The sequence below is a fragment of the Streptomyces sp. NPDC008317 genome (assembly GCF_042955955.1).
Classification (GTDB): Bacteria; Actinomycetota; Actinomycetes; order Streptomycetales; family Streptomycetaceae; genus Actinacidiphila.
Genome location: NZ_JBIBFQ010000004.1, coordinates 97,514 through 120,351, shown reverse-complemented (window position 1 = coordinate 120,351; position 22,838 = coordinate 97,514). Strand labels below are relative to the sequence as shown.

Here is a 22,838-nt window from a genome sequence, read left to right as displayed (position 1 = left end):
GACGAGGAGACGCCGATGGCACCAGCCATCATCACGCTGGCCGCGGATGCGCCCAAGCTCGATACCGGAAGTACGGCGTTCATGCTGATCAGCGCCGCCCTAGTGATGGTGATGACCCCAGGTCTCGCCTTCTTCTACGGCGGCATGGTGCGCGTCAAGAGCGCCCTGAACATGTTGATGATGAGTTTTATCAGTCTGGGCATCATCACCATTCTCTGGACGCTGTACGGATTCAGTTTCGCCTTCGACAGCGGTAGCGGCTTCATGGGCGGCACCGACTGGCTGGGCATGCGCGGTATCGGTATCTCGGAGCTCTGGCCCGGATACGGCATCCCGGTCTATGTCTTCGCCGTCTTCCAGCTCATGTTCGCGATCATCACCCCGGCGCTGATCAGCGGCGCCCTCGCCGACCGCGTCAAGTTCACCGCCTGGGCGCTGTTCATCACCCTGTGGGCCACGGTCGTCTACTTCCCGGTCGCGCACTGGGTGTGGGCCTCCGACGGCTGGCTGTTCAAGAAGGGTGTCATCGACTTCGCCGGTGGTACCGCGGTGCACATCAACGCCGGCGCCGCGGCCCTCGGAGTCATCCTCGTGATCGGCAAGCGCAACGGGTTCAAGAAGGACCCGATGCGCCCGCACAGCCTCCCGCTGGTCATGCTCGGCTGCGGCCTGCTGTGGTTCGGCTGGTTCGGCTTCAACGCGGGCTCCTGGCTCGGCTCCGACGGCGTCGCCGCCGTGGCCTTCACCAACACCCAGGTCGCCACCGCCGCCGCGATGCTCGGCTGGCTGATCTACGAGCGGATCAGGCACGGCTCCTTCACCACCCTGGGCGCCGCGTCCGGCGCGGTCTCCGGTCTGGTCGCCATCACCCCGGCCTGCGGCTCGGTCTCCCCGCTCGGCGCCATCGCCGTCGGTCTGATCGCCGGTGTCGCCTGCGCCGCGGCCGTCGGCCTGAAGTACCGCTTCAACTACGACGACTCGCTCGACGTCGTCGGCGTCCACATGGTCGGCGGCATCGTCGGCTCCCTGCTCATCGGCTTCTTCGCCACCGGCGGCGTCGGCCAGACCGCCAAGGGCGTCTTCTACGGGGGCGGCTGGCACCAGCTCGGCCTCCAGTTCATCGGTGTCGGCGCGGTCCTCGGCTACTCCCTGGTGTGCGCCGCGATCCTCGCCAAGCTCATCGATGTCACCATGGGCTTCCGGGTCACCGACGACGAAGAGGTCACCGGCGTCGACCAGGTCCTGCACGCCGAGACCGCGTACGACTTCGCGGGTGTCGGCGGCCGGTCCTCCGTCCCCGTGCCCGGTGCGAACAGCGAGGCGGACGCCTCCAGCAAGAAGGTGGACGCGTGAAGCTCATCACCGCCGTCGTGAAGCCCCACCGGCTCGACGAGATCAAGGAAGCACTCCAGGCGTTCGGCGTCCACGGCCTCACGGTCACCGAGGCCAGCGGCTACGGTCGGCAGCGCGGACACACCGAGGTCTACCGGGGCGCGGAGTACACCGTCGACCTGGTGCCGAAGATCCGCATAGAGGTACTGGCGGAGGACGCGGACGCCGAACAGCTCATCGAAGTGATCGTGAAAGCGGCCAGAACCGGCAAGATCGGTGACGGCAAGGTGTGGAGTCTGCCGGTCGACACGGCCGTCAGGGTCCGCACCGGCGAGCGCGGCCCCGACGCGCTTTAGTGCCGTGACCGGCGGTGTTCGCCGGGAGGGGCACCAGGACCACACCATTGGCCCCCAGCGTGGAGAACGAGTGACCGACAGCGTCGAAGCGCAGGACAGCAGTTACGCGGCGGCCCGGCTGCGTCTCCTCAACGAGGAGGCGCGGTCCGGGCCGCCGCGCCGTGCGGCCCTGGCCGCCCTCACCGACCAGTGGCTCGCGCAGCTCGCCACCGAGGCCGCGGCGGCCACCGGCACCACGGGCTTCGCCCTGCTGGCCGTCGGCGGCTACGGGCGCGGCGAGCTGTCACCGCGCAGCGACCTCGACCTGGTGCTGCTGCACGACTCGCAGAAGACCGTCGCGGCCCTCGCCGACCGCATCTGGTACCCGGTCTGGGACCTCGGCCTGGCCCTGGACCACTCGGTACGCACCCCGGCGGAGGCCCGGCAGACCGCGGGGGAGGACCTCAAGGTCCAGCTCGGCCTGCTCGACGCCCGGCACATCGCGGGCGACTCCGCGCTCACCGCGGCCCTGCGCAGCAGCGTCCTGGCCGACTGGCGCAATCAGGCACCCAAGCGGCTGCCCGCGCTGCACGAGATGTGCCAGGAGCGCGCCGAACGCCAGGGCGAGCTGTCGTACCTGCTGGAACCCGACCTCAAGGAGGCCCGCGGCGGCCTGCGCGACGCCACCGCCCTGCGGGCCGTCGCCGCCTCCTGGCTCGCCGACGCGCCCCGCGAGGGCCTCGAAGAGGCCCGCACCACCCTGCTGGACGCCCGCGACGCCCTGCACCTGGCCACCGGCCGCGCCACCGACCGGCTCGCCCTCCAGGAGCAGGACCAGGTCGCCGACGCCCTCGGCCTGCTCGACGCCGACGCGCTGCTGCGCCAGGTCTACGAGGCCGCCCGGCGGATCGCGTACGCCTCCGACGTCACCTGGCGCGAGGTCGGCCGCGTCCTGCGCTCACGCCAGCAGCGCCCCCGCCGCCGCGGACTGCTCGGCCGCGGCCGTACGACCCCCGCCGCCGTCCACACCCCCGAGCGCGTACCGCTGGCCGACGGCGTCGTGGAGCAGGAGGGCGAGGCCGTGCTGGCGCTGGCCGCCAGACCCGACCGCGACCCCGTCCTGGCGCTGCGCGCCGCGGCGGCCGCGGCCCAGGCCGGGCTGCCGCTGTCGCTGCACGCCGTCCGCAGGCTCGCCGCGTCGGCCAAGCCGCTGCCCGTGCCGTGGCCGGGGGAGGCCCGCGAACAGCTCGTGACGCTGCTGGGCGCCGGTGAGTCCACCGTCCAGGTCTGGGAGGCGCTGGAGGCCGAAGGGCTGATCACCCGGCTCCTGCCCGACTGGGAGCGGGTCCGCTGCCGCCCGCAGCGCAACGCCGTACACCGCTTCACCGTCGACCGGCACCTGGTGGAGACCGCCGTGCAGGCCGCCGAGCTGACCCGCCGCGTCGGCCGCCCCGACCTGCTGCTGACCGCCGCGCTGCTGCACGACATCGGCAAGGGCTGGCCCGGCGACCACAGCGAGGCGGGCGAGGTCATCGCCCGCGACGTCGCCACCCGGATCGGCTTCCACGAGGCCGACGTCGACACCCTCGCCCTGCTGGTCCGCCACCACCTGCTGCTCATCGACACCGCGACCCGCCGCGACCTCGACGACCCCGAGACCATCCGGTCGGTCGCCGAGACCGTACGGGACACCTCCACGCTGGAACTGCTCGCCGCCCTCACCGAGGCCGACGCGCTGGCCACCGGGCCCGCCGCCTGGAGCACCTGGCGGGCCTCGCTCCTGGCCGACCTGGTCGACCGGGTCGCCGGGGCGCTCGACAGCGGAGCGCTGCCGCAGGTCGCCGACCGTGAGCCCACCGCCGAGGAGGAACGCCTGGTCATCGAGGCCGCCCGCACCGGCGGCCCGGTGCTGGCGCTGCACGCCCACACCGAGCCCGAGGCCGAGGGCGACGCCCAGGACGAGGCGCTGGGCGTGGAACTCGTCCTCGCCGTCCCCGACCGGCCCGGGCTGGTCGCCCAGGCCGCGGGCGTCCTCGCCCTGCACCGGCTCACCGTCAGGGCCGCCGACCTGCGCGCCGTCGACCCCCTCGGCGAGGGCCCGATCGCGCTGCTGACCTGGCGGGTCTCCGCCGAGTACGGCGCGCTGCCCGAGGCCGCCAGGCTCCGCGCCGACCTCGCCCGCGCCGTCGAGGGCACCCTGGACATCGAGGCCAGGCTCGCCGAGCGGGAGGCCGCCTATCCGCGGCGGCGCGGCATCACCCCGCCGCCGCCCCGCGTCAGCGTCGCCCCCGGCGGCACCTCGCAGACCGCCACCGTCCTCGAAGTCCGCGCCCACGACGCCCCCGGCCTGCTGCACCGCATCGGCCTCGCCCTGACCGCCACCGCCGTCACCGTCCGCTCCGCGCGCATCTCCACCCTGGGCGCCAACGCGGTCGACGCCTTCTACGTCGTCGGCAAGGACGGCGAGCCGCTGCCGCCCGCCCGCGCGGCCGAGGTGGCCCGCCAGGTCGAGAAGGCGCTGCGGTGACGGGGCGGTCGCGGCGGCGGCGATGAATCGCGGTCACGGCGGCGACAATGAATCCGGGGCGAACCGAACGGGGGTCGGCCAAGTACCCTTGAGGACGACCACCGCCCACCCCCGACGCGAGGATCCACGACCGACGTGTTCGATACCCTCTCCGACCGCCTTGCAGCAACCTTCAAAAACCTCCGGGGCAAAGGCCGTCTGTCCGAGGCGGATATCGATGCCACCGCGCGCGAGATCCGGATCGCGCTGCTCGAAGCCGACGTCGCCCTCCCCGCGGTGCGCTCCTTCATCGCGAACGTCAAGGAGCGCGCCCTGGGCGCGGAGGTCTCCAAGGCGCTCAATCCCGCGCAGCAGATCGTCAAGATCGTCAACGAGGAACTGGTCGGCATCCTCGGCGGCGAGACCCGCCGCCTGAGGTTCGCCAAGCAGCCGCCGACCGTGATCATGCTCGCGGGCCTCCAGGGCGCCGGTAAGACGACGCTCGCAGGAAAGCTCGGCAAGTGGCTCCAGGGCCAGGGACACACCCCGCTGCTGGTCGCCTGCGACCTCCAGCGCCCCAACGCCGTCAACCAGCTCAGCGTCGTCGCCGAGCGCGCGGGCGTCGCCGTCTACGCGCCCGAGCCGGGCAACGGGGTGGGCGACCCCGTCAAGGTCGCCGGGGACTCCATCGAGTTCGCGAAGACCCAGCAGTACGACATCGTCGTGATCGACACCGCGGGCCGCCTCGGTGTCGACGAGGAGCTGATGCGGCAGGCCGCGGACATCCGCGACGCCGTACGCCCCGACGAGATCCTCTTCGTCGTCGACGCGATGATCGGCCAGGACGCGGTCAACACCGCGGAGGCGTTCCGCGACGGCGTCGGCTTCGACGGCGTGGTGCTGTCCAAGCTGGACGGCGACGCCCGAGGCGGCGCCGCGCTGTCGATCGCGCACGTCACCGGCAAGCAGATCATGTTCGCGTCGAACGGCGAGAAGCTGGACGACTTCGACGCGTTCCACCCGGACCGGATGGCCTCCCGGATCCTGGGCATGGGCGACATGCTGTCGCTGATCGAGAAGGCCGAGCAGACCTTCAGCCAGGCCGAGGCCGAGAAGATGGCCGCCAAGCTGCAGAGCAGCAAGGGCGGCAAGGACTTCACGCTCGACGACTTCCTGGCCCAGATGGAGCAGGTCCGCAAGATGGGCTCCATCTCCAAGCTGCTCGGCATGCTGCCGGGCATGGGCCAGATCAAGGACCAGATCAACAATCTGGACGAGAAGGACGTCGACCGCACCGCCGCGATCATCAAGTCGATGACGCCCGGCGAGCGGCAGGACCCGCACATCATCAACGGCTCGCGCCGCGCCCGTATCGCCAAGGGCTCCGGCGTCGAGGTCAGCGCGGTCAAGGGCCTGGTGGAGCGGTTCTTCGAGGCGCGCAAGATGATGTCGCGGATGGCCCAGGGCGGCGGTATGCCCGGAATGCCGGGGATGCCCGGCATGGGCGGCGGTCCGGGGCGGCAGAAGAAGCAGCAGAAGCAGGCCAAGGGCAAGCGGCAGTCGGGCAACCCGATGAAGCGCAAGGCGGAGGCCGCGGCTGCCGCCGCCCGCCGCGAGCAGCAGGGCCAGGGGCAGGAGGGCGACAGCCCGTTCGGTCTGCCCCCGGGCGGCGAGAACTTCGAACTGCCCGACGAGTTCAAGAAGTTCATGGGCTGAGCCCGGTGACGGGACCCGGCGGCGTGCGCATCCCGCAGGCGCGCACGCCGTACGGGAGGCGATGATGGGCGCATGCGCGTTTCCATTCGAGAGCCCAGGCCCGCAGACGCCGAAGCCCACCGCGCGGCGGTGCTGCGCTCGGCGGAACACCTCAGACCGTGGAATCCGGTGGACCCGGACGGCTTCCACGAGCTGCTGCGGCAGCAGGGCGGCGAGCTGCGGACCTTCCTCATCGTCAACGACGAGGACGGCGGCCTGGTCGGCAAGTGCAATGTCGCCAACATCGTGCGGGCCCGCTTCCGCAACGCCGCGCTGGGCTACGACAGTTACCTGCCGTACAACGGCACCGGCCGGATGAGCGAGGGGCTGCGGCTGGTGGTGGACCGCTGCTTCACCAGCTATCCGAACGGGCTCGGGCTGCACCGCCTGGAGATCAACGTCCAGCCGGACAACAGCCGTTCGGTCGCGATGGCCAAGCGGCTCGGTTTCCGCCACGAGGGCTTCTCGCCGCGCATGCTCTTCATCAACGACGCGTGGCGCGACCACGAGCGGTTCGCGCTCACCGCCGAGGAGTGGCCGGGCCTGCCGTCCGACTGACGACCGGCCGCCGTACGCGTACCCGTATCCGTATCCGCGGGGGTGCGGTCGCAGGGCCCGGCGCTCAGGCCAGCAGCCCGCGCAGCCCTCCGGCCCGTGCCAGCGCCTCCAGTTCGTCCAGCGCGCGGACGGCCCGCCCCGCGGCCTCGGGGTCGGTGCCCGGCAGGCCGCTCGCCGCGAACTCGTCCTCGTCCAGGCGCAGTACGGCCGTGCCGTCGGCGGACACCCACAGGTCGAGGTCCAGATCCTCGACGGTGAGGCCGTCGGCGGCCACGAGCGCGGGCCTGGCGATGTCGCAGTACCAGCCCTTGAGGCAGCCGCGCCCGTCGCGCACCTCCTTCACGGCGTACCAGCGGTCGCGCCAGTAGGTCTCGGTGAACACGTCGCCGGGCTCGAAGCGGACGAAGCCGAAGTCCCTGGCCTCGGGCGCCGCCCAGTCGGCGCGTACGGTCACGCGTACGCCGTCGTCGTGCAGCACGGTTGCGGGATAGCGGCGCTTCTCGCGGCCGGCCTTCGTCAGACGGACGGTGGTCGGGGCGGCGGCCGGGAGCGGCGGGGGAGTGTCGGGCATGCCGCCGACCCTGTCCGACGCGCGGCGGGGCGGGCCACCGAATTTCCGCGGACCGCCTGGTTCCCCGCGAGCCACCGGATGCCTGCGGACCGCCTGGTTCTGCGCGAGCCACCGGATGCCAGCGGACCACCGGATTCCTACGGCCCCGCGAGGTTTCGGCGGGTGGGCCGGCCGGACCGCGTGCGCCGCTTCGTATACGACGCCGGCGCGGGTTCGGACGCGGACCCGTTATCGGAGCGGGGCAAGATTTTACCTACGCCCGCCTACGCCCGCCTCCGCGCGGCCTGCCCGCCGGGCCGGTCTGCGCCGGGATCACCCGCGTCCGGCGTGCGGACGATCAGATACCGGAAGACGTTCTCCATCCGCACCGAGCCGTCCGGCCGCCGGTACGGGTGCAGCGCCTCGGCGATCTCCTTGTCGACCTGCTGCCGGTCGGTGGCCTCGACCGCCGCGTCGAAGAGCCCGGTGGAGAGCAGACCGCGCACCGCGCTCGGCAGATCCGGGTAGCCGAAGGGGCAGGACACCCGCCCCGAGCCGTCAGGGCGCAGCCCCGCGGCGAGCGCCAGATTCTCCAGGTCGTCCCGGCCGCTGAGCCGTACCTCCCGGGCGGCGGGCCCGCGCGGCTCCGCCAGCCGCGTCGCCACCCGCAGGACCCGCGAGGTCGCGCACCGCTCGGGCGGACCCCAGCCCGCCAGGACGATCGCGGTGTCCGGGTCCGCCGTGGCCGCGGCGGCGCACAGCGACGGCAGCAACTCGGCCGCCGGAGCCGCCGGGTCGAAGGCCGTGACCAGGTCGAAGCCGCCGGTGAGCCGGTGCGGAACACCCGCCGTCAGCCGCGTCCTGCCCCGGGCGCGCGCCGGTCCGCCCCAGGGATGCGCGGGAAGCAGCCGCTCGCGGGCCAGCGCCAGCCGCTGCTCGTCCGTCTCGAAGCCGGTGACGGCCGCGCCCCGGTCCGCCGCCAGCAGCAGCGCGAGCCCCGCGCCGCAGCCGAGGCCCAGTAACCGGGTGTCCGCGCCGACCTCCAGCCGGTCGTACACGCTCTCGTACAGCGGGACGAGCATCCGTTCCTGGATCTCCGCCCAGTCCCGCGCCCTGCTCTCCGCGTCGGACCTGGTTCCGCGATAGAGCGTAGAAGCCATCGACCGCCCCAATCAGATGTGCGCCGTCGTTTTGCCCCCGTGGTGCCGTACCTGCCGCTTGCGTCCCCGAAAGCCAGACAACTGCTGAATCCCGACGCCGTCCAGGGTCCGGAGTGCCCATTTTTGGAACTACCCGCCCAGGCGCCGCACCGGTCCCGGGGCCGACCGGACCGATTCACGCTCGGGGCGGGCGGGGCCGTAACATCTGCGTCATGGCAAAGGCTCCCGTTCTCACCCCCCAGGCGGACGATTTCCCGCGCTGGTACCAGGACCTGATCAGCAAGGCCGAGTTGGCCGACAACGGCCCGGTGCGCGGCACCATGGTCATCCGGCCTTACGGCTACGGCCTGTGGGAGCGGATGCAGCAGGACATGGACGCGCGGATCAAGGAAGCGGGCGCGCAGAACGCGTACTTCCCGCTCTTCATCCCGCAGTCGTACCTGACGCGCGAGGCCGAGCACGTCGAGGGCTTCGCGCCCGAGCTCGCGGTCGTCACGCACGCCGGCGGCAAGGAGCTGGAAGAGCCGATCGTCGTCCGGCCCACGTCCGAGACGATCATCAACGAGTACTTCTCCAAGTGGGTGCAGAGCTACCGCGACCTGCCGCTGCTGATCAACCAGTGGGCGAACGTGGTCCGTTGGGAGCTGCGCCCGCGGCTGTTCCTGCGCACCACCGAATTCCTCTGGCAGGAGGGCCACACCGCCCACGCCACGTACGAGGACGCGCGCGCCTACGCCGCCCGGATCCAGAAGGACGTCTACGCGGACTTCATGGAGAACGTGCTGGCGATGGACGTCGTCCTCGGCCGCAAGACCGCCAAGGAGCGGTTCGCGGGCGCGATCAACACCCTCACCCTGGAAGGGATGATGGGTGACGGCAAGGCGCTCCAGCTCGGCACCAGCCACGAACTGGGGCAGAACTTCGCCAAGGCGTTCGACACGCAGTACCTGTCGAAGGACGGCACGCAGGAGCACGTCTGGCAGACGTCCTGGGGCAGCACGACGCGGATGATCGGCGCCCTGGTGATGACACACGGCGACGACAACGGGCTGCGGGTGCCGCCGAGGCTCGCGCAGACCCAGGTCGTGGTGCTGGCGATCAAGGGCGACGAGGCGGTCGTCGCCAAGGTGCGGGAGATCGGCGAGACGCTGCGCGCGGCCGGGCTGCGCGTGCACGTGGACGACCGTACCGACACCCCCTTCGGCCGCCGCGCGGTCGACTGGGAGCTGAAGGGCGTGCCCGTCCGCGTCGAGATCGGGCCGCGCGACCTGGAGGCGGGCACCGCGATGCTGGCCCGCCGGATTCCCGGCGGCAAGGAGCCGGTCGCGATCGACACCCTGGCCGACCTGCTGCCCAAGGTGCTCGAAGAGGACCAGGCGACGCTGCTGCGCGAGTCCCGCGAGCGCCGGACGTCCCGCACCGTGGACGTCACGACGATCGAGGAGGCCGCCGAGGCCGCCGCCACCGGCTGGGCCCGCATCCCCTGGGCCGACCTCGGCCCCGAGGGCGAGGCCAAGCTGGCTGAGCAGGGCGTTTCCGTACGCTGCCTGGTCGCGCCCGACGGTTCGGTGCCGGATGCCGATGACACCCCGGGCACGCTGGCGATCGTCGCGCGCGCCTACTGAGGCCGCTCGCGTCCGCTGACCGAAAAGCGGCGTGCGTTATATGTGAATCGTCCGTCGATGGGGCGGGTGCGCGGGTTCTCCACAGACCTGCACACCCGCCCTTCGTCATGCGCATCATCCGGAACTGACCGATCAGTGCAAATTATTTACGGTAGCCCGGTATCGGAACACCGGGAGCGCCCGGCTCGTTGTCACGGCGTGAGCACGACACCACCTGTTCTCGCCGCCGAGCTGGCAGTCGCCTGGGCCGATATTCAACGGCACCATCCCGAGCTGCCCGACCTGGCCGCGCCCGAGTCCCTGATCGGAGAGTCGTCGTCCGCCTGCGGCAACGAGCTCTCCTTCGAAAGGCTGCTGCACGAGGCCGTGCACGGGATCGCCGCTGCCCGCGGAATCCGTGACACCTCGCGTGCCGGCCGCTACCACAACCGCCGATTCCTGGCCATCGCCGACGAAATGGGCCTCGATCACGCGGAGGAGCCGCACCCGAGCAGCGGCTTCTCCCTCGTGGTGATGCGCCCGGACACCCGGAAGCGTTACCGGGTCACCATCGACCGGCTACAGCGCGCCCTCAAGGCGCACACCGTGGCCACCACCGCCGACACCGCACGCTCCTTCCGCGGGCCGGCCGCCAGGCACGGCTCGTCGGGCGGCGGGGTACGGGTCAAGGCCGTGTGCGACTGCGGGCGCAATGTCCGGGTCGTCCCGTCGGTGCTGGCCCAGGCGCCCATCATGTGCGGGGCCTGCGGGCAGCCGTTCCGGATCCCGGAGGTCGTCGGGGTCGGCTGAGTGTGGCAGAATGTCCAGTCGAGAACTCGACAGCCGTGCAGGAACCCTCTCTCCTTCGGCTGACGCGTCCACCGGGCGCGACGACTCCCACAACCCCACGTGGAAGTCCGCCGTGCCCAAACACGTCAATTCCAGGAGAACCCACTCCCGTGGCAGTCAAGATCAAGCTGAAGCGTCTGGGCAAGATCCGTTCGCCTCACTACCGCATCGTCGTCGCCGACTCCCGTACCCGCCGTGACGGCCGGGCCATCGAGGAGATCGGCCTGTACCACCCGGTGCAGAACCCCTCGCGCATCGAGGTCGACTCGGACCGCGCGCAGTACTGGCTCTCCGTCGGCGCCCAGCCGACCGAGCCCGTGCTCGCCATCCTGAAGCTCACCGGCGACTGGCAGAAGTACAAGGGCCTCGACGCCCCGGCACCGCTGCTCGTCGCCGAGCCGAAGGCCGACAAGCGCGCCCTCTTCGAGGCCGCCGCCAAGGACAGCGCGGACGAGCCCAAGGGTGAGGCGATCACCCCGAAGGCGAAGAAGTCCGAGAAGTCCGAGAAGAAGGCCGATGACACCGCCGAGGCTCCGGCCGCGGCCGAGTCGACCGAGGCCTGAGCATGCTCGAGGAGGCCCTTGAGCACCTCGTGAAGGGCATCGTCGACAATCCTGACGATGTGCACGTGGGTATGCGCACCCTGCGTCGCGGCAGCGTGCTCGAGGTCCGGGTGCACCCCGACGACCTCGGCAAGGTGATCGGCCGCAACGGCCGTACCGCCCGCGCGCTGCGTACCGTCGTGGGCGCCCTCGGCGGCCGTGGTGTCCGTGTCGACCTCGTCGACGTGGACCAGGTTCGCTGAGCGGGCCGACACAGAGAACACCGGCGCGGGCCGGGGGTGGCAGTCGCCGCTCCCGGCCCGCGCCGCGTTCGTACCCTTTTCATCCCTGTTCCGGAGTCGGAGAGTGAGCCGTACATGCAGTTGGTAGTCGGCAGGATCGGCCGCGCCCACGGCATCAAGGGCGAGGTCAGCGTCGAGGTGCGGACCGACGAGCCGGAGTTGCGGCTCGCGCCCGGGGCCGTCCTCGCCACCGACCCGGCCGCCACGGGCCCGCTGACCATCGCCACCGGACGCGTGCACAGCGGCCGGCTGATGCTGCGCTTCGAGGGCGTCGCCGACCGCACCGCCGCCGAAGCGCTGCGCAATACGCTGCTGATCGCCGAGGTCGACCCGGAGCAGACGCCGGAGGACCCCGAGGAGTTCTACGACCATCAGCTCATCGACCTCGACGTGGTGACGGCCGACGGGCGCGAGGTCGGCCGGATCGCCGAGATCAGCCATCTCCCGTACCAGGACCTGCTGATCGTCCGGCGGCCTGACGGCACCGAGGTGCTCATCCCGTTCGTCGGCGAGATCGTGCCGGAGATCGACCTGGAGGAGCAGCGCGCGGTGATCGACCCGCCGCCGGGGCTGCTGGACGAGGCCGACGCGGAAGTGGCGACGTCCGGCGAGGGCGCGGGCGGCACCACGTCCGGCGGCGCCACGTCCGGCGGCGCCACGGATGACGGCGCCACTGATGCCGACGCCACGTCCGGCGACGACGCGGGCGGCGTGTGACATGCGGATCGACGTCGTCACGATCTTCCCCGAGTACCTGGAGCCGCTGAACGTCTCGCTGGTCGGCAAGGCACGGGCGAGCGGGCGGCTCGACGTGCGGGTGCACGACCTGCGCGGGTGGGCGTACGACCGGCACAACACGGTGGACGACACCCCGTACGGCGGCGGACCCGGCATGGTCATGAAGACCGGCCCCTGGGGCGAGGCGCTCGACCAGACCCTCGCCGACGGCTACGAGGCGGGCGCCCGCCGCCCCGCGCTCGTCGTCCCCACCCCCAGCGGCCGGCCCTTCAGCCAGGCGCTCGCCGTCGAACTCTCCGCCAGCCCCTGGCTGATCTTCACACCCGCCCGCTACGAGGGCATCGACACCCGCGTCACCGACGAGTACGCGACCCGGCTGCCGGTCCACGAGGTCTCCATCGGCGACTACGTGCTGGCCGGCGGCGAGGCGGCGGTCCTGGTGATCACCGAGGCGGTGGCCCGGCTGCTGCCCGGCGTCCTCGGCAACGCCGAGTCGCACCGCGACGACTCCTTCGCGCCGGGACCGATGGCCAATCTGCTGGAGGGCCCGGTCTACACCAAGCCGCCGCAGTGGCGCGGGCGCGGCATCCCCGACGTGCTGCTCAGCGGCCACCACGGCAAGGTCGCGCGCTGGCGGCGGGACGAGGCGCTGCGCCGTACCGTCGCCAACCGGCCCGACCTGGTGGAGCGTTGCGACCCCGCGGCCTTCGACAAGAAGGACCGCGAGATGCTCTCCATCCTCGGCTGGGGGCCCGGCCCCGACGGCCGATTTGGGCCCAGCCCGGAGGCCGTGGAAGAATGAGCCGCTGCTGTCCGTCCGGCGCGCGCCCCTGCCACAGGGGGAACGACGTCCGTCCGACGTGGCGGCACCCCATTTTTTGGCAAATCCGCATCGCGACATTCCGTCGATGACCTGTGGCATCGGCGAGGAAGCAGAATCTCATGCCCAACCTGATCGACAGCGTCAACAGCGCCTCGCTGCGCACCGACGTCCCGGCCTTCCGCCCCGGCGACACCGTCAACGTCCACGTGCGCGTCATCGAGGGCAACCGCTCCCGTGTGCAGCAGTTCAAGGGTGTTGTCATCCGCCGCCAGGGCGCGGGCATCAGCGAGACCTTCACGGTCCGCAAGGTCAGCTTCTCCGTCGGCGTCGAGCGCACGTTCCCCGTGCACACCCCGATCGTCGAGAAGATCGAGGTCGTCACCCGCGGTGACGTCCGTCGCGCGAAGCTGTACTACCTCCGTGAGCTGCGCGGCAAGGCCGCGAAGATCAAGGAGAAGCGCGACAACTGATCCATGGGAAGGCCGGATAAGCTCTGGCCTCGATGGACAGCGAAGCGACACTTCCGGAACGCGACCGTTCCTCTCCCGCCGACGAGGCGGATACGGAGGAGCGGTCGCGTTTCGTCGTGTCAGGACGCGATGCGGCGGGTCCCGGATCCCGGTCCCCGATGCGGGTCCTCGTGCGCGAGGCCGTGCCGCGCTGGTGGGCGGAGTGGCGGCGTACGGTGCTGCTCGCGGTCGGCTGCGTCGTCGCGCTGCTGCTGGTGAGCACGTATGTCGTGCAGCCCTTCCAAGTGCCCAGCGGCTCCATGGAGAACACGCTGCGGGTCGGCGACCGGGTGCTGGTCAACAAGCTGGCGTACCGTTTCGGCGGCCATCCGCGGCGCGGGGACGTGATCGTCTTCGACGGCGACGGATCGTTCACTCAGCAGGGTGGGACGGACTACGTGAAGCGCGTCATCGGCATCGGCGGCGACCGCGTCACCTGCTGCGACAAGCAGGGCAGGCTGCTGGTCAACGGCCGCCCGCTGGACGAGGGCTACCTCTTCCCCGGCGACGCGCCCTCGCGGGTACCTTTCGACATCGTGGTGCCGGACGGAAGGCTGTGGGTGATGGGCGACCACCGCGACGACTCCCGCGACTCACGGGACCACCTCGGGGAACCGGGCGGCGGCACCGTACCGCTCGGCAAGGTGATCGGCCGGGCCGAGTGGATCGGCTGGCCGTTCGGCCACTGGACCCGGCTCAACCGCCCCGCGACCTTCGCCGCCGTCCCCGCACCCGCCGCGGGTCACCATGGGTAACCGCGGGCGGCCCCGCTACGGCCACCACCGCGCCGCCCCGGTGACGGGCGCGGCGGGCTCCGGCGCGGGCGGCGCCCCGGGAAGCGGCACGGGCGACGGCGCGTACGGCGGACCGCCCGGCGGCGGCAGCACCCGTATCGAGCGCCGCAAACTGGCCCGCAAGGTCAAGCGCAAGCGCCGCCGCTCGCTCGCCAGGGAGGTGCCGCTGCTGGTCATGGTGGCCCTGCTGATCGCGCTGGTGCTCAAGACGTTCCTGCTCCAGGCGTTCGTCATCCCGTCCGGGTCGATGGAGCAGACCATCAAGATCGGCGACCGGGTGCTGGTCGACAAGCTCACCCCGTGGTTCGGCGCCGAGCCGCACCGCGGTGACGTCGTGGTCTTCAAGGACCCCGGCGGCTGGCTGCCGCCCGAGGAGCAGAAGAAGCCCGACCCCGTGGTGATCAAGCAGGTGAAACAGTTCTTCACCTACATCGGCCTGCTGCCGTCCGCCGACGAGCAGGACCTGATCAAGCGGGTCATCGGCGTCGGCGGCGACACCGTGAAGTGCTGCGACGCCGACGGGCGCATCACCGTCAACGGCGTGCCCCTCAGTGAGCCGTATCTTTACGCCGGTAATCCACCCTCAATGATGAAATTCACCGTGCACGTACCCCAGGGCAGGCTCTGGGTGATGGGCGACCACCGGTCGGATTCGGCCGACTCGCGGTACCACACGGACAAGCCCGGAGGCGGCACGATTCCGCTGAATCTGGTGGTGGGAAGGGCCTTCGTCATCGCCTGGCCGTTCGGTCACTGGGAGCGACTGAAGGAACCCGGCACGTTCGCGTCCGTCCCCGACGCGCAGGTGGCGGCGACCGTGGCCACAGCCGGGACGGCTAGGGTGGCCCAGGCCAACAACGGCCAAGGAACGAGCCAGACACCGACTCCTGCGGAACTCCCGCTCGTTATGGGAGTGGCGGGCCTGCGCCGGAAACGGGGCAGGCGGCGGACTGGAGTGAGGAGTGGATGTGGGGGACCTGGTGGTCGGCGCACGGTCTGGATCCGGCGAGCCCGAAAAAGGGGATGTCACGGTGCCGTCTGTCGACAAGTCGGAGGCCGATGGCCGAGTCCCCGAGCCCGCGGACAGTACGGAGTACGGCGGCGGGCAGTACCCGGGCGGCGGGTCGTACCCCGGCAGCCACGCCGATGCGGGTCAGGTTCCCGGCCAGGCTCCGGAGGCCCCCGCGGGGCCGGCGGACGGCACGGACCCGCGGGACCCCGCGGCGGGCGGTCCCGCTGACCGCCCCCAGGGCCCCGGCGGCCCCGGGGACCCCGGCTCGGGTGACGAGCCGCCGTCCCACTCCTCGGGCGGCTCCGCGAGCAAGAACCGGTCGTTCTGGAAGGAACTGCCGCTTCTGATCGGCATCGCGCTGGTCCTGGCGCTGCTGATCAAGACCTTCCTGGTGCAGGCGTTCTCCATCCCGTCCGACTCCATGCAGCACACGCTGGAGCGCGGCGACCGTGTCCTGGTCGACAAGCTCACCCCCTGGTTCGGCTCCAAGCCGAGCCGCGGCGAGGTCGTCGTCTTCCACGACCCGGGCGGCTGGCTCGGCGAGAATCCGCCCGCCAGCGGCAACGCGGTGACCAGGGGCGTGCAAAAGGGCCTCAGCTTCATCGGCCTGATGCCGTCCGCCGAGGAGAAGGACCTGATCAAGCGGGTCATCGGCGTCGGCGGCGACACGGTCGAGTGCAACGGCACGGGACCGGTGAAGGTCAACGGCAAGGCGCTGGACGAGCCGTACGTCTTCGCGGGCAACACCCCCTGCACCCCCGACCGGCCGTTCAAGGTCACCGTGCCCAAGGGCCGGATCTGGGTCATGGGCGACCACCGCCAGGACTCCCTCGACTCGCGGTACCACATGACGCTGCCCGGCGGCGGCACCGTGTCCGACAACGAGGTCGTCGGCCGCGCCGTGACGGTGGCCTGGCCGGTCAACCGCTGGGACTGGCTCTCCATCCCCAGCACCTTCAGCCAGCCGGGCATCAACGCGGCGGGCACCGCGGGCCCGGCCGCGGTGGGCCTCCTCGGTGCCGCGCCGCTGGTGCTGATGCGCCGCCGCAAGCTGCTGCGCGCACAGCCGCCGGTCACTGCGGAGACGGAAGAGGACTGACGGACGTACCCGGCCCGCGGCGGCGGGCGCCCGATCGAGCACCGACGGGCGTCCGCGCCTACGGTCCGGGGCGTACCGCCGGGTAGGGTTCCGGTCCATGAGCAGCAGCAGTGCGATACGCAAGGGCGAGGGCCGGTTCGGACGTACGGTGTCCGGGCTGGCCATCGCTCTTGGCTGTGCCCTGTTCCTCGGCGGCTTCGCCTGGGGAGCGGTCGAGTACCGGCCGTACACAGTGCCCACCAATTCCATGCAGCCGACCGTGCAGCCGGGCGACCGGGTGCTGGCCCAGAAGGTCTCCGGCTCCGATGTGCGCCGCGGCGACGTGGTGGTCTTCCAGGACAAGCTCTGGGGCGACCTGCCCGAGGTCAAGCGGGTCGTCGGCGTCGGCGGCGACGTCGTCAAATGCTGCGACACCCAGAGCCGCCTCACGGTGAACGGCACGGCGGTCGACGAAGAGGGCTATCTCGACGGCTCCGACGCCTCCGCCGCGCCCGGTGGCTCCGGCCTTCCCGGCGTTCCCGCCTCCGTGACGAAGTTCAGCACCACGGTGCCGCGCGGCTCGCTCTTCCTGCTCGGTGACAACCGCGCGGTCTCCCAGGACTCCCGTATCCGCCTCAGCGACGCCCAGCACGGCGCGGTCCCCGTGAGCGCCGTCAAGGGCCGCGTGGACGGCACGGTGTGGCCCATGGGGCGGATGGGGACGCTGTCGCCCACGACCGCCTTCAAGGCCGTGCCGGGCGGCGGTACGTCCGCCGAGGGGCCGCTGCGCTGGATCGTCGTCATGGTGGTCGTGGGCGCCGTGCTGATTCTCGGCGGCGCGGCGTACGGACCGGTGGCCGGGCTGCTGAGGCGGCGCAGATGACCGTGGTGCGTCGGCGCGTCGCCCGTGTGGTGCTGCTCGACCCGGCGGACCGGATCCTGCTGCTGAACGGCGTCGATCCGGCCGATCCGGCGGTGGGCTCGTGGTTCACGCCGGGCGGCGGGGTCGAGGGCGGTGAGAGCCTGGAGGAGACGGCGCTGCGCGAGCTCGCCGAGGAGACCGGCATCACCGATGTACGGCTCGGCCCGGTGCTGTGGGAGCGGACCAGCTCCTTCAGCTTCGACGGGCGGCGCTGGGAACAGGACGAGTGGTACCACCTGGGCCGTACCGACACCGTCGACGTCGACACCAGCGGCCAGACGGACCTGGAACGCAGAAGTGTCTCGTCGTTGCGCTGGTGGACCTGCGAGGAACTTTTGCGCACTCGTGAGACGGTGTACCCCATCAGACTCGCTGAGCTGCTGCGTACGCTGCTCGGCGAAGGCCCCCCGCAATCCCCGATCCCCCTGGGGACGGAGCGCGACTGACGCACAATGGGGGGCACGTACGGCTGAAGGGGAACATGCCATGAGCGCCGAGGACCTCGAAAAGTACGAGACCGAGATGGAGCTGAAGCTCTACCGGGAGTACCGCGATGTCGTTGGCCTGTTCAAGTACGTGATCGAGACCGAGCGACGCTTCTACCTCACCAACGACTACGAGATGCAGGTGCACTCGGTCCAGGGTGAGGTCTTCTTCGAGGTCTCGATGGCCGACGCCTGGGTCTGGGACATGTACAGGCCCGCCCGCTTCGTCAAGCAGGTCCGTGTCCTCACGTTCAAGGACGTGAACATCGAGGAGCTGAACAAGGCGGATCTGGATCTGCCGTCGGACGAGTCGGGCTTCAATAGTTGAAGCTGAGGCCCTTTTGAGGGGGCCTTCGCGGGCCCCGGTGCATGGGCGCGGCGCGGGCCACGGTGCGGGGTCGCGGGGAGTTATCCACAGGCTGGGACCAAGATCATCTTCGGCGGTCGAACTCTGTCACAGTGAGTGACGGAGGTGGTACGCATGAACGCACGAGGTGCGCTGGGGCGGTACGGCGAGGGGCTGGCGGCCCGCAGGCTGGAGGACGCGGGACTGACCGTGCTCGACCGGAATTGGCGGTGCGGGCGCGACGGGGAGATCGACATTCTGGCGTCCGAGGGGGACGCCCTGGTGGTGTGCGAGGTGAAGACCCGCCGTGACGGCGGCTTCCAGCACCCCATGGCGGCGCTCGGGGCGCGGCAGATCCACCGGCTGCGGTCGCTCGCCGACCGCTGGGCGGCGGAACACGGCGGCGCGCCACCGGGCGGCGTGAGAATCGACCTGGTCGGCGTCCTCCTGCCCGCCCGCGGCGCGGCCCGCGTCGAGCATGTGCGGGGGGTGGCGTGATGGGCTTCGCCCGTACGTGCTCGGTCGCGCTGATCGGCGTCGAAGGCGTCGTGGTCGAGGTCCAGGCCGACCTCGAACCCGGCGTGGCGGCCTTCGCCCTGGTCGGACTGCCCGACAAGAGCCTCACCGAGAGCCGCGACCGGGTGCGCGCCGCGATCGTGAACAGCGGCGAGGTCTGGCCGCAGAAGAAGCTCACCGTCGGCCTCAGCCCGGCCTCGGTGCCCAAGGGCGGTTCGGGGTTCGATCTCGCCGTGGCGTGTGCGATCCTCGCCGCCAACGACCGCATCGCCCCCGGATCCATCGCCGATCTCATGATGATCGGCGAACTGGGACTCGACGGACGGGTCCGCCCGGTCCGCGGGGTGCTGCCCGCCGTCCTGGCGGCGGCCGACGCCGGATACCGGCACGTCGTGGTGCCGGAGCGCACCACGGCCGAGGCATCCCTGGTCCCCGGCGTCTCCGTCCTCGGCATCCGCACCCTGCGGCAGCTCGTCGCCCTCCTCAACGACGAACTGGCCCCCGAGGAGGACCAGGACCCGGCGCGGGCGGACGGCCGCCCCGACCCGATACTGGCCGGGCTGACCGTGCCGGGCGGCGGCGTCGGGACCGGACTGGCCGGCGGCCTCGGCGACGCCTCGCTCACCGGGCACGGCCCCGACCTGGCCGACGTCGCCGGACAGCGGACCGCCCGCACCGCGCTGGAGGTCGCCGCCGCCGGCGGACACCATCTGTATCTGAAGGGCCCGCCGGGCGCGGGCAAGACGATGCTCGCCGAGCGACTGCCCGGCATCCTGCCGCCGCTCACCCGCCAGGAGTCCCTGGAGGTCACCGCCGTCCACTCGGTGGCGGGCATCCTCCCGCCAGGACGGCCCATGGTCGACGCCCCGCCGTACTGCGCGCCGCACCACTCGGCCACCATGCCCTCGCTGGTCGGCGGCGGCAGCGGACTGCCCCGACCGGGTGCGGTCTCGCTCGCCCATCGCGGGGTGCTGTTCCTTGACGAGGCTCCGGAATTCAGCGTGCGGGCGCTGGAGGCGCTGCGGCAACCGCTCGAATCGGGCCATGTCGTGGTCGCCCGCGCGGCGGGCGTGATGCGGCTCCCGGCCCGCTTCATGCTGGTGCTCGCCGCCAACCCCTGTCCCTGCGGGCGCTACTCGATGCTGGGCGAGGGCTGCGACTGCTCGCCCACCGCCGTCCGCCGCTACCAGGGCAGGCTTTCTGGGCCGCTGCTGGACCGCGTCGACCTGCGCGTCGAAGTGGAATCCGTCAGCAGATCCGACCTCCTCGGCCAGGGCCCCGGCGAATCCACCGCCACCGTCGCCGCCCGGGTCGTCGCCGCCCGCGAGCGTGCCGCGACCCGCTACCGGGACACCCCCTGGAAGCTGAACAGCGAGATCCCCGGCCACGAGATGCGCACCCGCTGGCACGTCGCCCCCGGCGCCCTGCACCCCGCCGAGCGCGACATGGAACGCGGCCTGCTCACCGCCCGCGGCCTCGACCGCGTCCTGCGCGTCGCCTGGTCCCTCGCCGACCTCGCGGGCCACGACCGCCCCCACGTCGACGACGTCTTCCAGGCGCTCCACCTCAGGACCGGTGTCAGCCGCGGGGTGCCCGTAGCGGGAGGCGTGTGATGCGGCGGCGGAGGGGGTCGCCGGGCCCCGATGGGGCCGGGCCGCCGGGGGAGGAGACGGCCACTGGTTCAGCCGCCGAGGGTGGCGCAGGGAGGGTCCGGGGTTCGCAGGCCGCCGATGGCTCTCAGATCGGCCCCGCGGCCGGTGGGGCCGGTCCACCGACGCTGGCGGTGCCCCCGCCGACGGTGCCCGCTTTGGCGGTACCTGCCTTGGCGGCTGCCGTGCCGGAGGCGGAGCGGTTGGCGCGGGTGGCGATCACGCGGATCGCCGATCCCGGGGACGAGGTGGTGGGGCGGGCGCTGCGGGAGAGGGGAGCCGAAGAGGTGCTGCGCGCGCTACGGGAGGGGGAGGCGCTGCCCGGAGCCGGTTTGCGGCGGACCGACGGATACCGGACGCGGTCGGTTCGGGCCGACCCCGAGGGGGATCTGGAGGCCGCACGCCGGGCCGGAGGACGGTTCGTCTGCCCCGAGGACGCCGACTGGCCGGGGCAGTTGGACGACCTCGGGCCGCAGCGCCCGTACGGCCTGTGGGTACGCGGGCAGCCGTCGCTACGGCTGTGGGCGCTGCGCTCGGTGGCCGTGGTCGGCGCACGGGCCTGCACCGACTACGGCGCCCACATGGCGGCGCGGCTCGGCGGGGGACTGGCGCGGGCGGGCTGGGTGGTGGTTTCGGGAGCCGCCTACGGGGTGGACGGTGTGGTGCACCGGGGCGCGCTGCGGGCGGGCGGCGCCACCATCGGCGTGGTGGCCAGCGGCGTCGATGTGCCGTACCCGCCGGGCAACACCCAGTTGATCGGCGAGATCGCCGAACGCGGCCTGCTCGTCGGCGAACTGCCGCCGGGCGACCACCCCACCCGCAGCAGATTCGTGCTGCGGAACCGGGTGATCGCCGCCCTGACCCGCGGCACGGTGGTGGTCGAGGCGCGCTACCGCAGCGGTTCCCTGGTCACCGCGCGGCGGGCCGCCCAGTTGGGGCGGGTGACGATGGGGGTGCCGGGGCCCTGCACGAGCGGTCTGTCGGAAGGGGTGCACGAACTGCTGCGCGGAGACGCCGTGGTGGTGACCGACGCGGCCGAAGTCATCGAGATGGTGGGGGAGATCGGCGCCGACCTCGCACCCGCCCGCCGCGGACCCGTACTGCCGCGCGATCTGCTCGACCCGGCGGCGGCCCGCGTACTGGAAGCGCTCCCCGGTCAAGGGGACGCCCGCGAAGAGGAGATCGCCCTCGCCGTGGGGTCCACCAGCGACGACACGCTGAGACGGCTCTACGAATTGCAGGCCCTCGGCTTCGTCGAACGCGACGACGGGCGGTGGAAGTTGGTCCGTACCGCGCACGACGGCGCGCCGCGTCGGGAGGGTTGACGCCATCGACACACCATCAGGTGACAGGAAACCGCCGTGACCTGGGACGATCGTAGGACCGGCCGTGGGCGGCCCGGCGGCCCACCATGATGACCCGAGGGGCTCCCGCGCGGGCCCCGTACCGGGCGGTATAGCCGGTCCGGTGAGCGCGCACCGGTAGAGGAACGTATCTGCGCATGTCCCATACGGATGATGTAGCAATAAGCGACACTATGGTCACGCTACGCTCGCGGAGGCTCGATTTCCCGCCCACGTCTCGGCAGAACGGCTCAAAACGGCACATGCCCCAGTACACCCCCGGGTCCGAGCGGGCGACGGCGGCGACCGCCCCCCGCACCTCCCCTCGGCCAGCCGCCCCCACGTCGCTCGACGAACTGTGGCGGACCTATAAGTCCACGGGGGACGCCCGGCTGCGGGAGCAGTTGATCCTGCACTACTCGCCGCTGGTGAAGTACGTGGCGGGCCGGGTCAGCGTCGGACTCCCGGCCAACGTCGAGCAGGCCGACTTCGTCTCCTCCGGGGTGTTCGGACTCATCGACGCGATCGAGAAGTTCGACCCGGAACGCGCGATCAAATTCGAGACCTACGCGATCACCCGTATCCGCGGCGCCATGATCGACGAACTGCGCGCGCTCGACTGGATCCCGCGCTCCGTCCGGCAGAAGGCGCGCGCCGTCGAACGCGCCTACGCCACCCTTGAGGCCAAGCTGCGCCGCACTCCGAGCGAGCCCGAGGTGGCGGCGGAGATGGGCGTCGGGATCGAAGACCTGCACGCGGTGTTCAGCGCGCTGTCCCTGGCCAACGTCGTCGCGTTGGAGGACCTCCTGCACGCGGGCGGCGAGGGCGGCGACCGGCTCAGCCTCGTCGACACCCTGGAGGACACCGGCGCCGACAACCCCGTCGAGGTCGCCGAGGACCGTGAGCTGCGCCGACTGCTCGCCCGCGCGGTCAACACCCTTCCCGAACGCGAGAAGACCGTCGTCACCCTCTACTACTACGAGGGCCTGACACTCGCCGAGATCGGCCAGGTACTCGGCGTCACCGAAAGCAGGGTCAGCCAGATCCACACCAAGTCCGTCCTCCAACTACGGGCAAAGCTGGCCGACGTCGGGCGGTGACAGGCGCGGCACAGTGTCTACAGTGGTGGG

The 22,838-nt window shown here is 71.7% G+C and carries 22 protein-coding genes and 2 pseudogenes; 22 read left to right on the top strand and 2 right to left on the bottom strand.

The genetic code is table 11. The annotated features are described in order from the left end of the window. The first annotated feature begins 15 nt into the window (after window positions 1–15). From ACFY9V_RS13955 to ACFY9V_RS13935, 5 genes are all read left to right on the top strand, one after another. Window positions 16–1,353, top strand: coding sequence for an ammonium transporter (locus ACFY9V_RS13955; RefSeq protein ID WP_391050352.1), 1,338 nt, complete (start codon window positions 16–18; stop codon window positions 1,351–1,353). Continuing rightward, window positions 1,350–1,688: a P-II family nitrogen regulator gene (locus tag ACFY9V_RS13950; protein ID WP_355346362.1), complete on the top strand. Its 339-nt coding sequence runs from the start codon at window positions 1,350–1,352 to the stop codon at window positions 1,686–1,688. Before ACFY9V_RS13955 ends, ACFY9V_RS13950 begins: the two co-directional genes overlap by 4 nt. 70 nt (window positions 1,689–1,758) lie before the next feature. Continuing rightward, a complete protein-coding gene (locus tag ACFY9V_RS13945; protein WP_391161456.1) occupies window positions 1,759–4,194 on the top strand; it encodes a [protein-PII] uridylyltransferase in 2,436 nt (811 codons plus the stop codon). Between the two features lie 135 nt (window positions 4,195–4,329). Next, window positions 4,330–5,889: a signal recognition particle protein gene (gene ffh / locus ACFY9V_RS13940; RefSeq protein WP_391050350.1), complete on the top strand. Its 1,560-nt coding sequence runs from the start codon at window positions 4,330–4,332 to the stop codon at window positions 5,887–5,889. A gap of 72 nt (window positions 5,890–5,961) precedes the next feature. Continuing rightward, on the top strand, window positions 5,962–6,486 hold the full coding sequence (locus tag ACFY9V_RS13935) for a GNAT family N-acetyltransferase (RefSeq protein ID WP_391161455.1): 525 nt from the start codon (window positions 5,962–5,964) through the stop codon (window positions 6,484–6,486). A gap of 64 nt (window positions 6,487–6,550) precedes the next feature. Here the strand turns inward: ACFY9V_RS13935 and ACFY9V_RS13930 are convergent, their stop codons facing one another. Together ACFY9V_RS13930 and ACFY9V_RS13925 are read right to left on the bottom strand one after the other, a co-directional pair. Further along, on the bottom strand, window positions 6,551–7,057 hold the full coding sequence (locus ACFY9V_RS13930) for a DUF402 domain-containing protein (protein ID WP_355346374.1): 507 nt from the start codon (window positions 7,055–7,057) through the stop codon (window positions 6,551–6,553). Window positions 7,058–7,320: 263 nt separating this feature from the next. Beyond that, entirely contained in the window at window positions 7,321–8,196 is an 876-nt protein-coding gene (locus ACFY9V_RS13925) for an SAM-dependent methyltransferase (protein WP_391161454.1), read from the bottom strand. A gap of 212 nt (window positions 8,197–8,408) precedes the next feature. Here ACFY9V_RS13925 and proS point away from each other — a divergent pair, with 212 nt between their 5' ends. The 17 genes and pseudogenes from proS to whiG all read left to right on the top strand — a co-directional run bounded on the left by proS (window position 8,409) and on the right by whiG (window position 22,808). Then, window positions 8,409–9,821 (top strand): proline--tRNA ligase, encoded by a 1,413-nt coding sequence (gene proS, locus ACFY9V_RS13920; RefSeq protein WP_391161453.1) that lies wholly within the window; start codon window positions 8,409–8,411, stop codon window positions 9,819–9,821. A gap of 198 nt (window positions 9,822–10,019) precedes the next feature. Next, on the top strand, window positions 10,020–10,610 hold the full coding sequence (locus ACFY9V_RS13915) for a hypothetical protein (RefSeq protein ID WP_188281222.1): 591 nt from the start codon (window positions 10,020–10,022) through the stop codon (window positions 10,608–10,610). 149 nt (window positions 10,611–10,759) lie between these two features. Further along, complete coding sequence (rpsP, locus tag ACFY9V_RS13910) at window positions 10,760–11,212, top strand: 30S ribosomal protein S16 (protein ID WP_355346383.1); 453 nt, start codon at window positions 10,760–10,762, stop codon at window positions 11,210–11,212. A gap of 2 nt (window positions 11,213–11,214) precedes the next feature. Further along, on the top strand, window positions 11,215–11,454 hold the full coding sequence (locus tag ACFY9V_RS13905) for an RNA-binding protein (RefSeq protein WP_355346386.1): 240 nt from the start codon (window positions 11,215–11,217) through the stop codon (window positions 11,452–11,454). 114 nt (window positions 11,455–11,568) lie between these two features. Next, complete coding sequence (gene rimM, locus ACFY9V_RS13900) at window positions 11,569–12,210, top strand: ribosome maturation factor RimM (RefSeq protein WP_391161452.1); 642 nt, start codon at window positions 11,569–11,571, stop codon at window positions 12,208–12,210. 1 nt (window position 12,211) lies between these two features. Then, a complete protein-coding gene (trmD, locus tag ACFY9V_RS13895; RefSeq protein ID WP_355346392.1) occupies window positions 12,212–13,033 on the top strand; it encodes a tRNA (guanosine(37)-N1)-methyltransferase TrmD in 822 nt (273 codons plus the stop codon). 140 nt (window positions 13,034–13,173) lie between these two features. Next, window positions 13,174–13,524 (top strand): 50S ribosomal protein L19, encoded by a 351-nt coding sequence (rplS, locus tag ACFY9V_RS13890; RefSeq protein WP_093716565.1) that lies wholly within the window; start codon window positions 13,174–13,176, stop codon window positions 13,522–13,524. A 32-nt stretch (window positions 13,525–13,556) separates the two neighbouring features. Beyond that, window positions 13,557–14,318 (top strand): signal peptidase I, encoded by a 762-nt coding sequence (lepB, locus tag ACFY9V_RS13885; RefSeq protein WP_355346395.1) that lies wholly within the window; start codon window positions 13,557–13,559, stop codon window positions 14,316–14,318. Then, window positions 14,311–15,045, top strand: a pseudogene (gene lepB / locus ACFY9V_RS13880) (signal peptidase I); the annotation flags it as partial. The gene lepB (ACFY9V_RS13885) and the pseudogene lepB (ACFY9V_RS13880), both read left to right, overlap by 8 nt. A 280-nt stretch (window positions 15,046–15,325) precedes the next feature. Then, window positions 15,326–16,468 (top strand): signal peptidase I, encoded by a 1,143-nt coding sequence (gene lepB, locus ACFY9V_RS13875; RefSeq protein ID WP_391161451.1) that lies wholly within the window; start codon window positions 15,326–15,328, stop codon window positions 16,466–16,468. Between the two features lie 97 nt (window positions 16,469–16,565). Beyond that, window positions 16,566–17,330, top strand: coding sequence for a signal peptidase I (gene lepB / locus ACFY9V_RS13870; RefSeq protein WP_355346404.1), 765 nt, complete (start codon window positions 16,566–16,568; stop codon window positions 17,328–17,330). After that, window positions 17,327–17,815, top strand: coding sequence for an NUDIX domain-containing protein (locus ACFY9V_RS13865; protein WP_391161450.1), 489 nt, complete (start codon window positions 17,327–17,329; stop codon window positions 17,813–17,815). Before lepB (ACFY9V_RS13870) ends, ACFY9V_RS13865 begins: the two co-directional genes overlap by 4 nt. 40 nt (window positions 17,816–17,855) lie before the next feature. Continuing rightward, window positions 17,856–18,182, top strand: a complete 327-nt coding sequence (locus ACFY9V_RS13860) for a DUF2469 domain-containing protein (protein WP_188281213.1) — start codon at window positions 17,856–17,858, stop codon at window positions 18,180–18,182. 41 nt (window positions 18,183–18,223) lie between these two features. After that, window positions 18,224–18,698: pseudogene (locus tag ACFY9V_RS13855) on the top strand (YraN family protein). Then, window positions 18,698–20,329, top strand: coding sequence for an ATP-binding protein (locus ACFY9V_RS13850; RefSeq protein ID WP_391161449.1), 1,632 nt, complete (start codon window positions 18,698–18,700; stop codon window positions 20,327–20,329). Before ACFY9V_RS13855 ends, ACFY9V_RS13850 begins: the two are co-directional and overlap by 1 nt. 194 nt (window positions 20,330–20,523) lie before the next feature. Beyond that, window positions 20,524–21,690: a DNA-processing protein DprA gene (dprA, locus tag ACFY9V_RS13845; RefSeq protein WP_391161447.1), complete on the top strand. Its 1,167-nt coding sequence runs from the start codon at window positions 20,524–20,526 to the stop codon at window positions 21,688–21,690. 281 nt (window positions 21,691–21,971) lie between these two features. Continuing rightward, window positions 21,972–22,808 carry an RNA polymerase sigma factor WhiG gene (whiG, locus tag ACFY9V_RS13840; protein WP_355346480.1) on the top strand — a complete coding sequence of 279 codons (837 nt, stop codon included), beginning with the start codon at window positions 21,972–21,974 and terminating at the stop codon, window positions 22,806–22,808. Window positions 22,809–22,838 lie beyond the last annotated feature (30 nt).

Coding starts and splice junctions, on each gene's coding strand:
- ACFY9V_RS13850 (WP_391161449.1), top strand. CDS start 18,698: ATGGGCTTCGCCCGTACGTGCTCGGTCGCGCTGATCGGCGTCGAAGGC.
- proS (WP_391161453.1), top strand. CDS start 8,409: ATGGCAAAGGCTCCCGTTCTCACCCCCCAGGCGGACGATTTCCCGCGC.
- lepB (WP_355346395.1), top strand. CDS start 13,557: ATGGACAGCGAAGCGACACTTCCGGAACGCGACCGTTCCTCTCCCGCC.
- ACFY9V_RS13905 (WP_355346386.1), top strand. CDS start 11,215: ATGCTCGAGGAGGCCCTTGAGCACCTCGTGAAGGGCATCGTCGACAAT.
- rplS (WP_093716565.1), top strand. CDS start 13,174: ATGCCCAACCTGATCGACAGCGTCAACAGCGCCTCGCTGCGCACCGAC.
- ACFY9V_RS13930 (WP_355346374.1), bottom strand. CDS start 7,057: ATGCCCGACACTCCCCCGCCGCTCCCGGCCGCCGCCCCGACCACCGTC.
- ACFY9V_RS13925 (WP_391161454.1), bottom strand. CDS start 8,196: ATGGCTTCTACGCTCTATCGCGGAACCAGGTCCGACGCGGAGAGCAGG.
- trmD (WP_355346392.1), top strand. CDS start 12,212: ATGCGGATCGACGTCGTCACGATCTTCCCCGAGTACCTGGAGCCGCTG.
- rimM (WP_391161452.1), top strand. CDS start 11,569: ATGCAGTTGGTAGTCGGCAGGATCGGCCGCGCCCACGGCATCAAGGGC.
- whiG (WP_355346480.1), top strand. CDS start 21,972: ATGCCCCAGTACACCCCCGGGTCCGAGCGGGCGACGGCGGCGACCGCC.
- ACFY9V_RS13935 (WP_391161455.1), top strand. CDS start 5,962: ATGCGCGTTTCCATTCGAGAGCCCAGGCCCGCAGACGCCGAAGCCCAC.
- ACFY9V_RS13860 (WP_188281213.1), top strand. CDS start 17,856: ATGAGCGCCGAGGACCTCGAAAAGTACGAGACCGAGATGGAGCTGAAG.
- ACFY9V_RS13865 (WP_391161450.1), top strand. CDS start 17,327: ATGACCGTGGTGCGTCGGCGCGTCGCCCGTGTGGTGCTGCTCGACCCG.
- lepB (WP_355346404.1), top strand. CDS start 16,566: ATGAGCAGCAGCAGTGCGATACGCAAGGGCGAGGGCCGGTTCGGACGT.
- ACFY9V_RS13955 (WP_391050352.1), top strand. CDS start 16: ATGGCACCAGCCATCATCACGCTGGCCGCGGATGCGCCCAAGCTCGAT.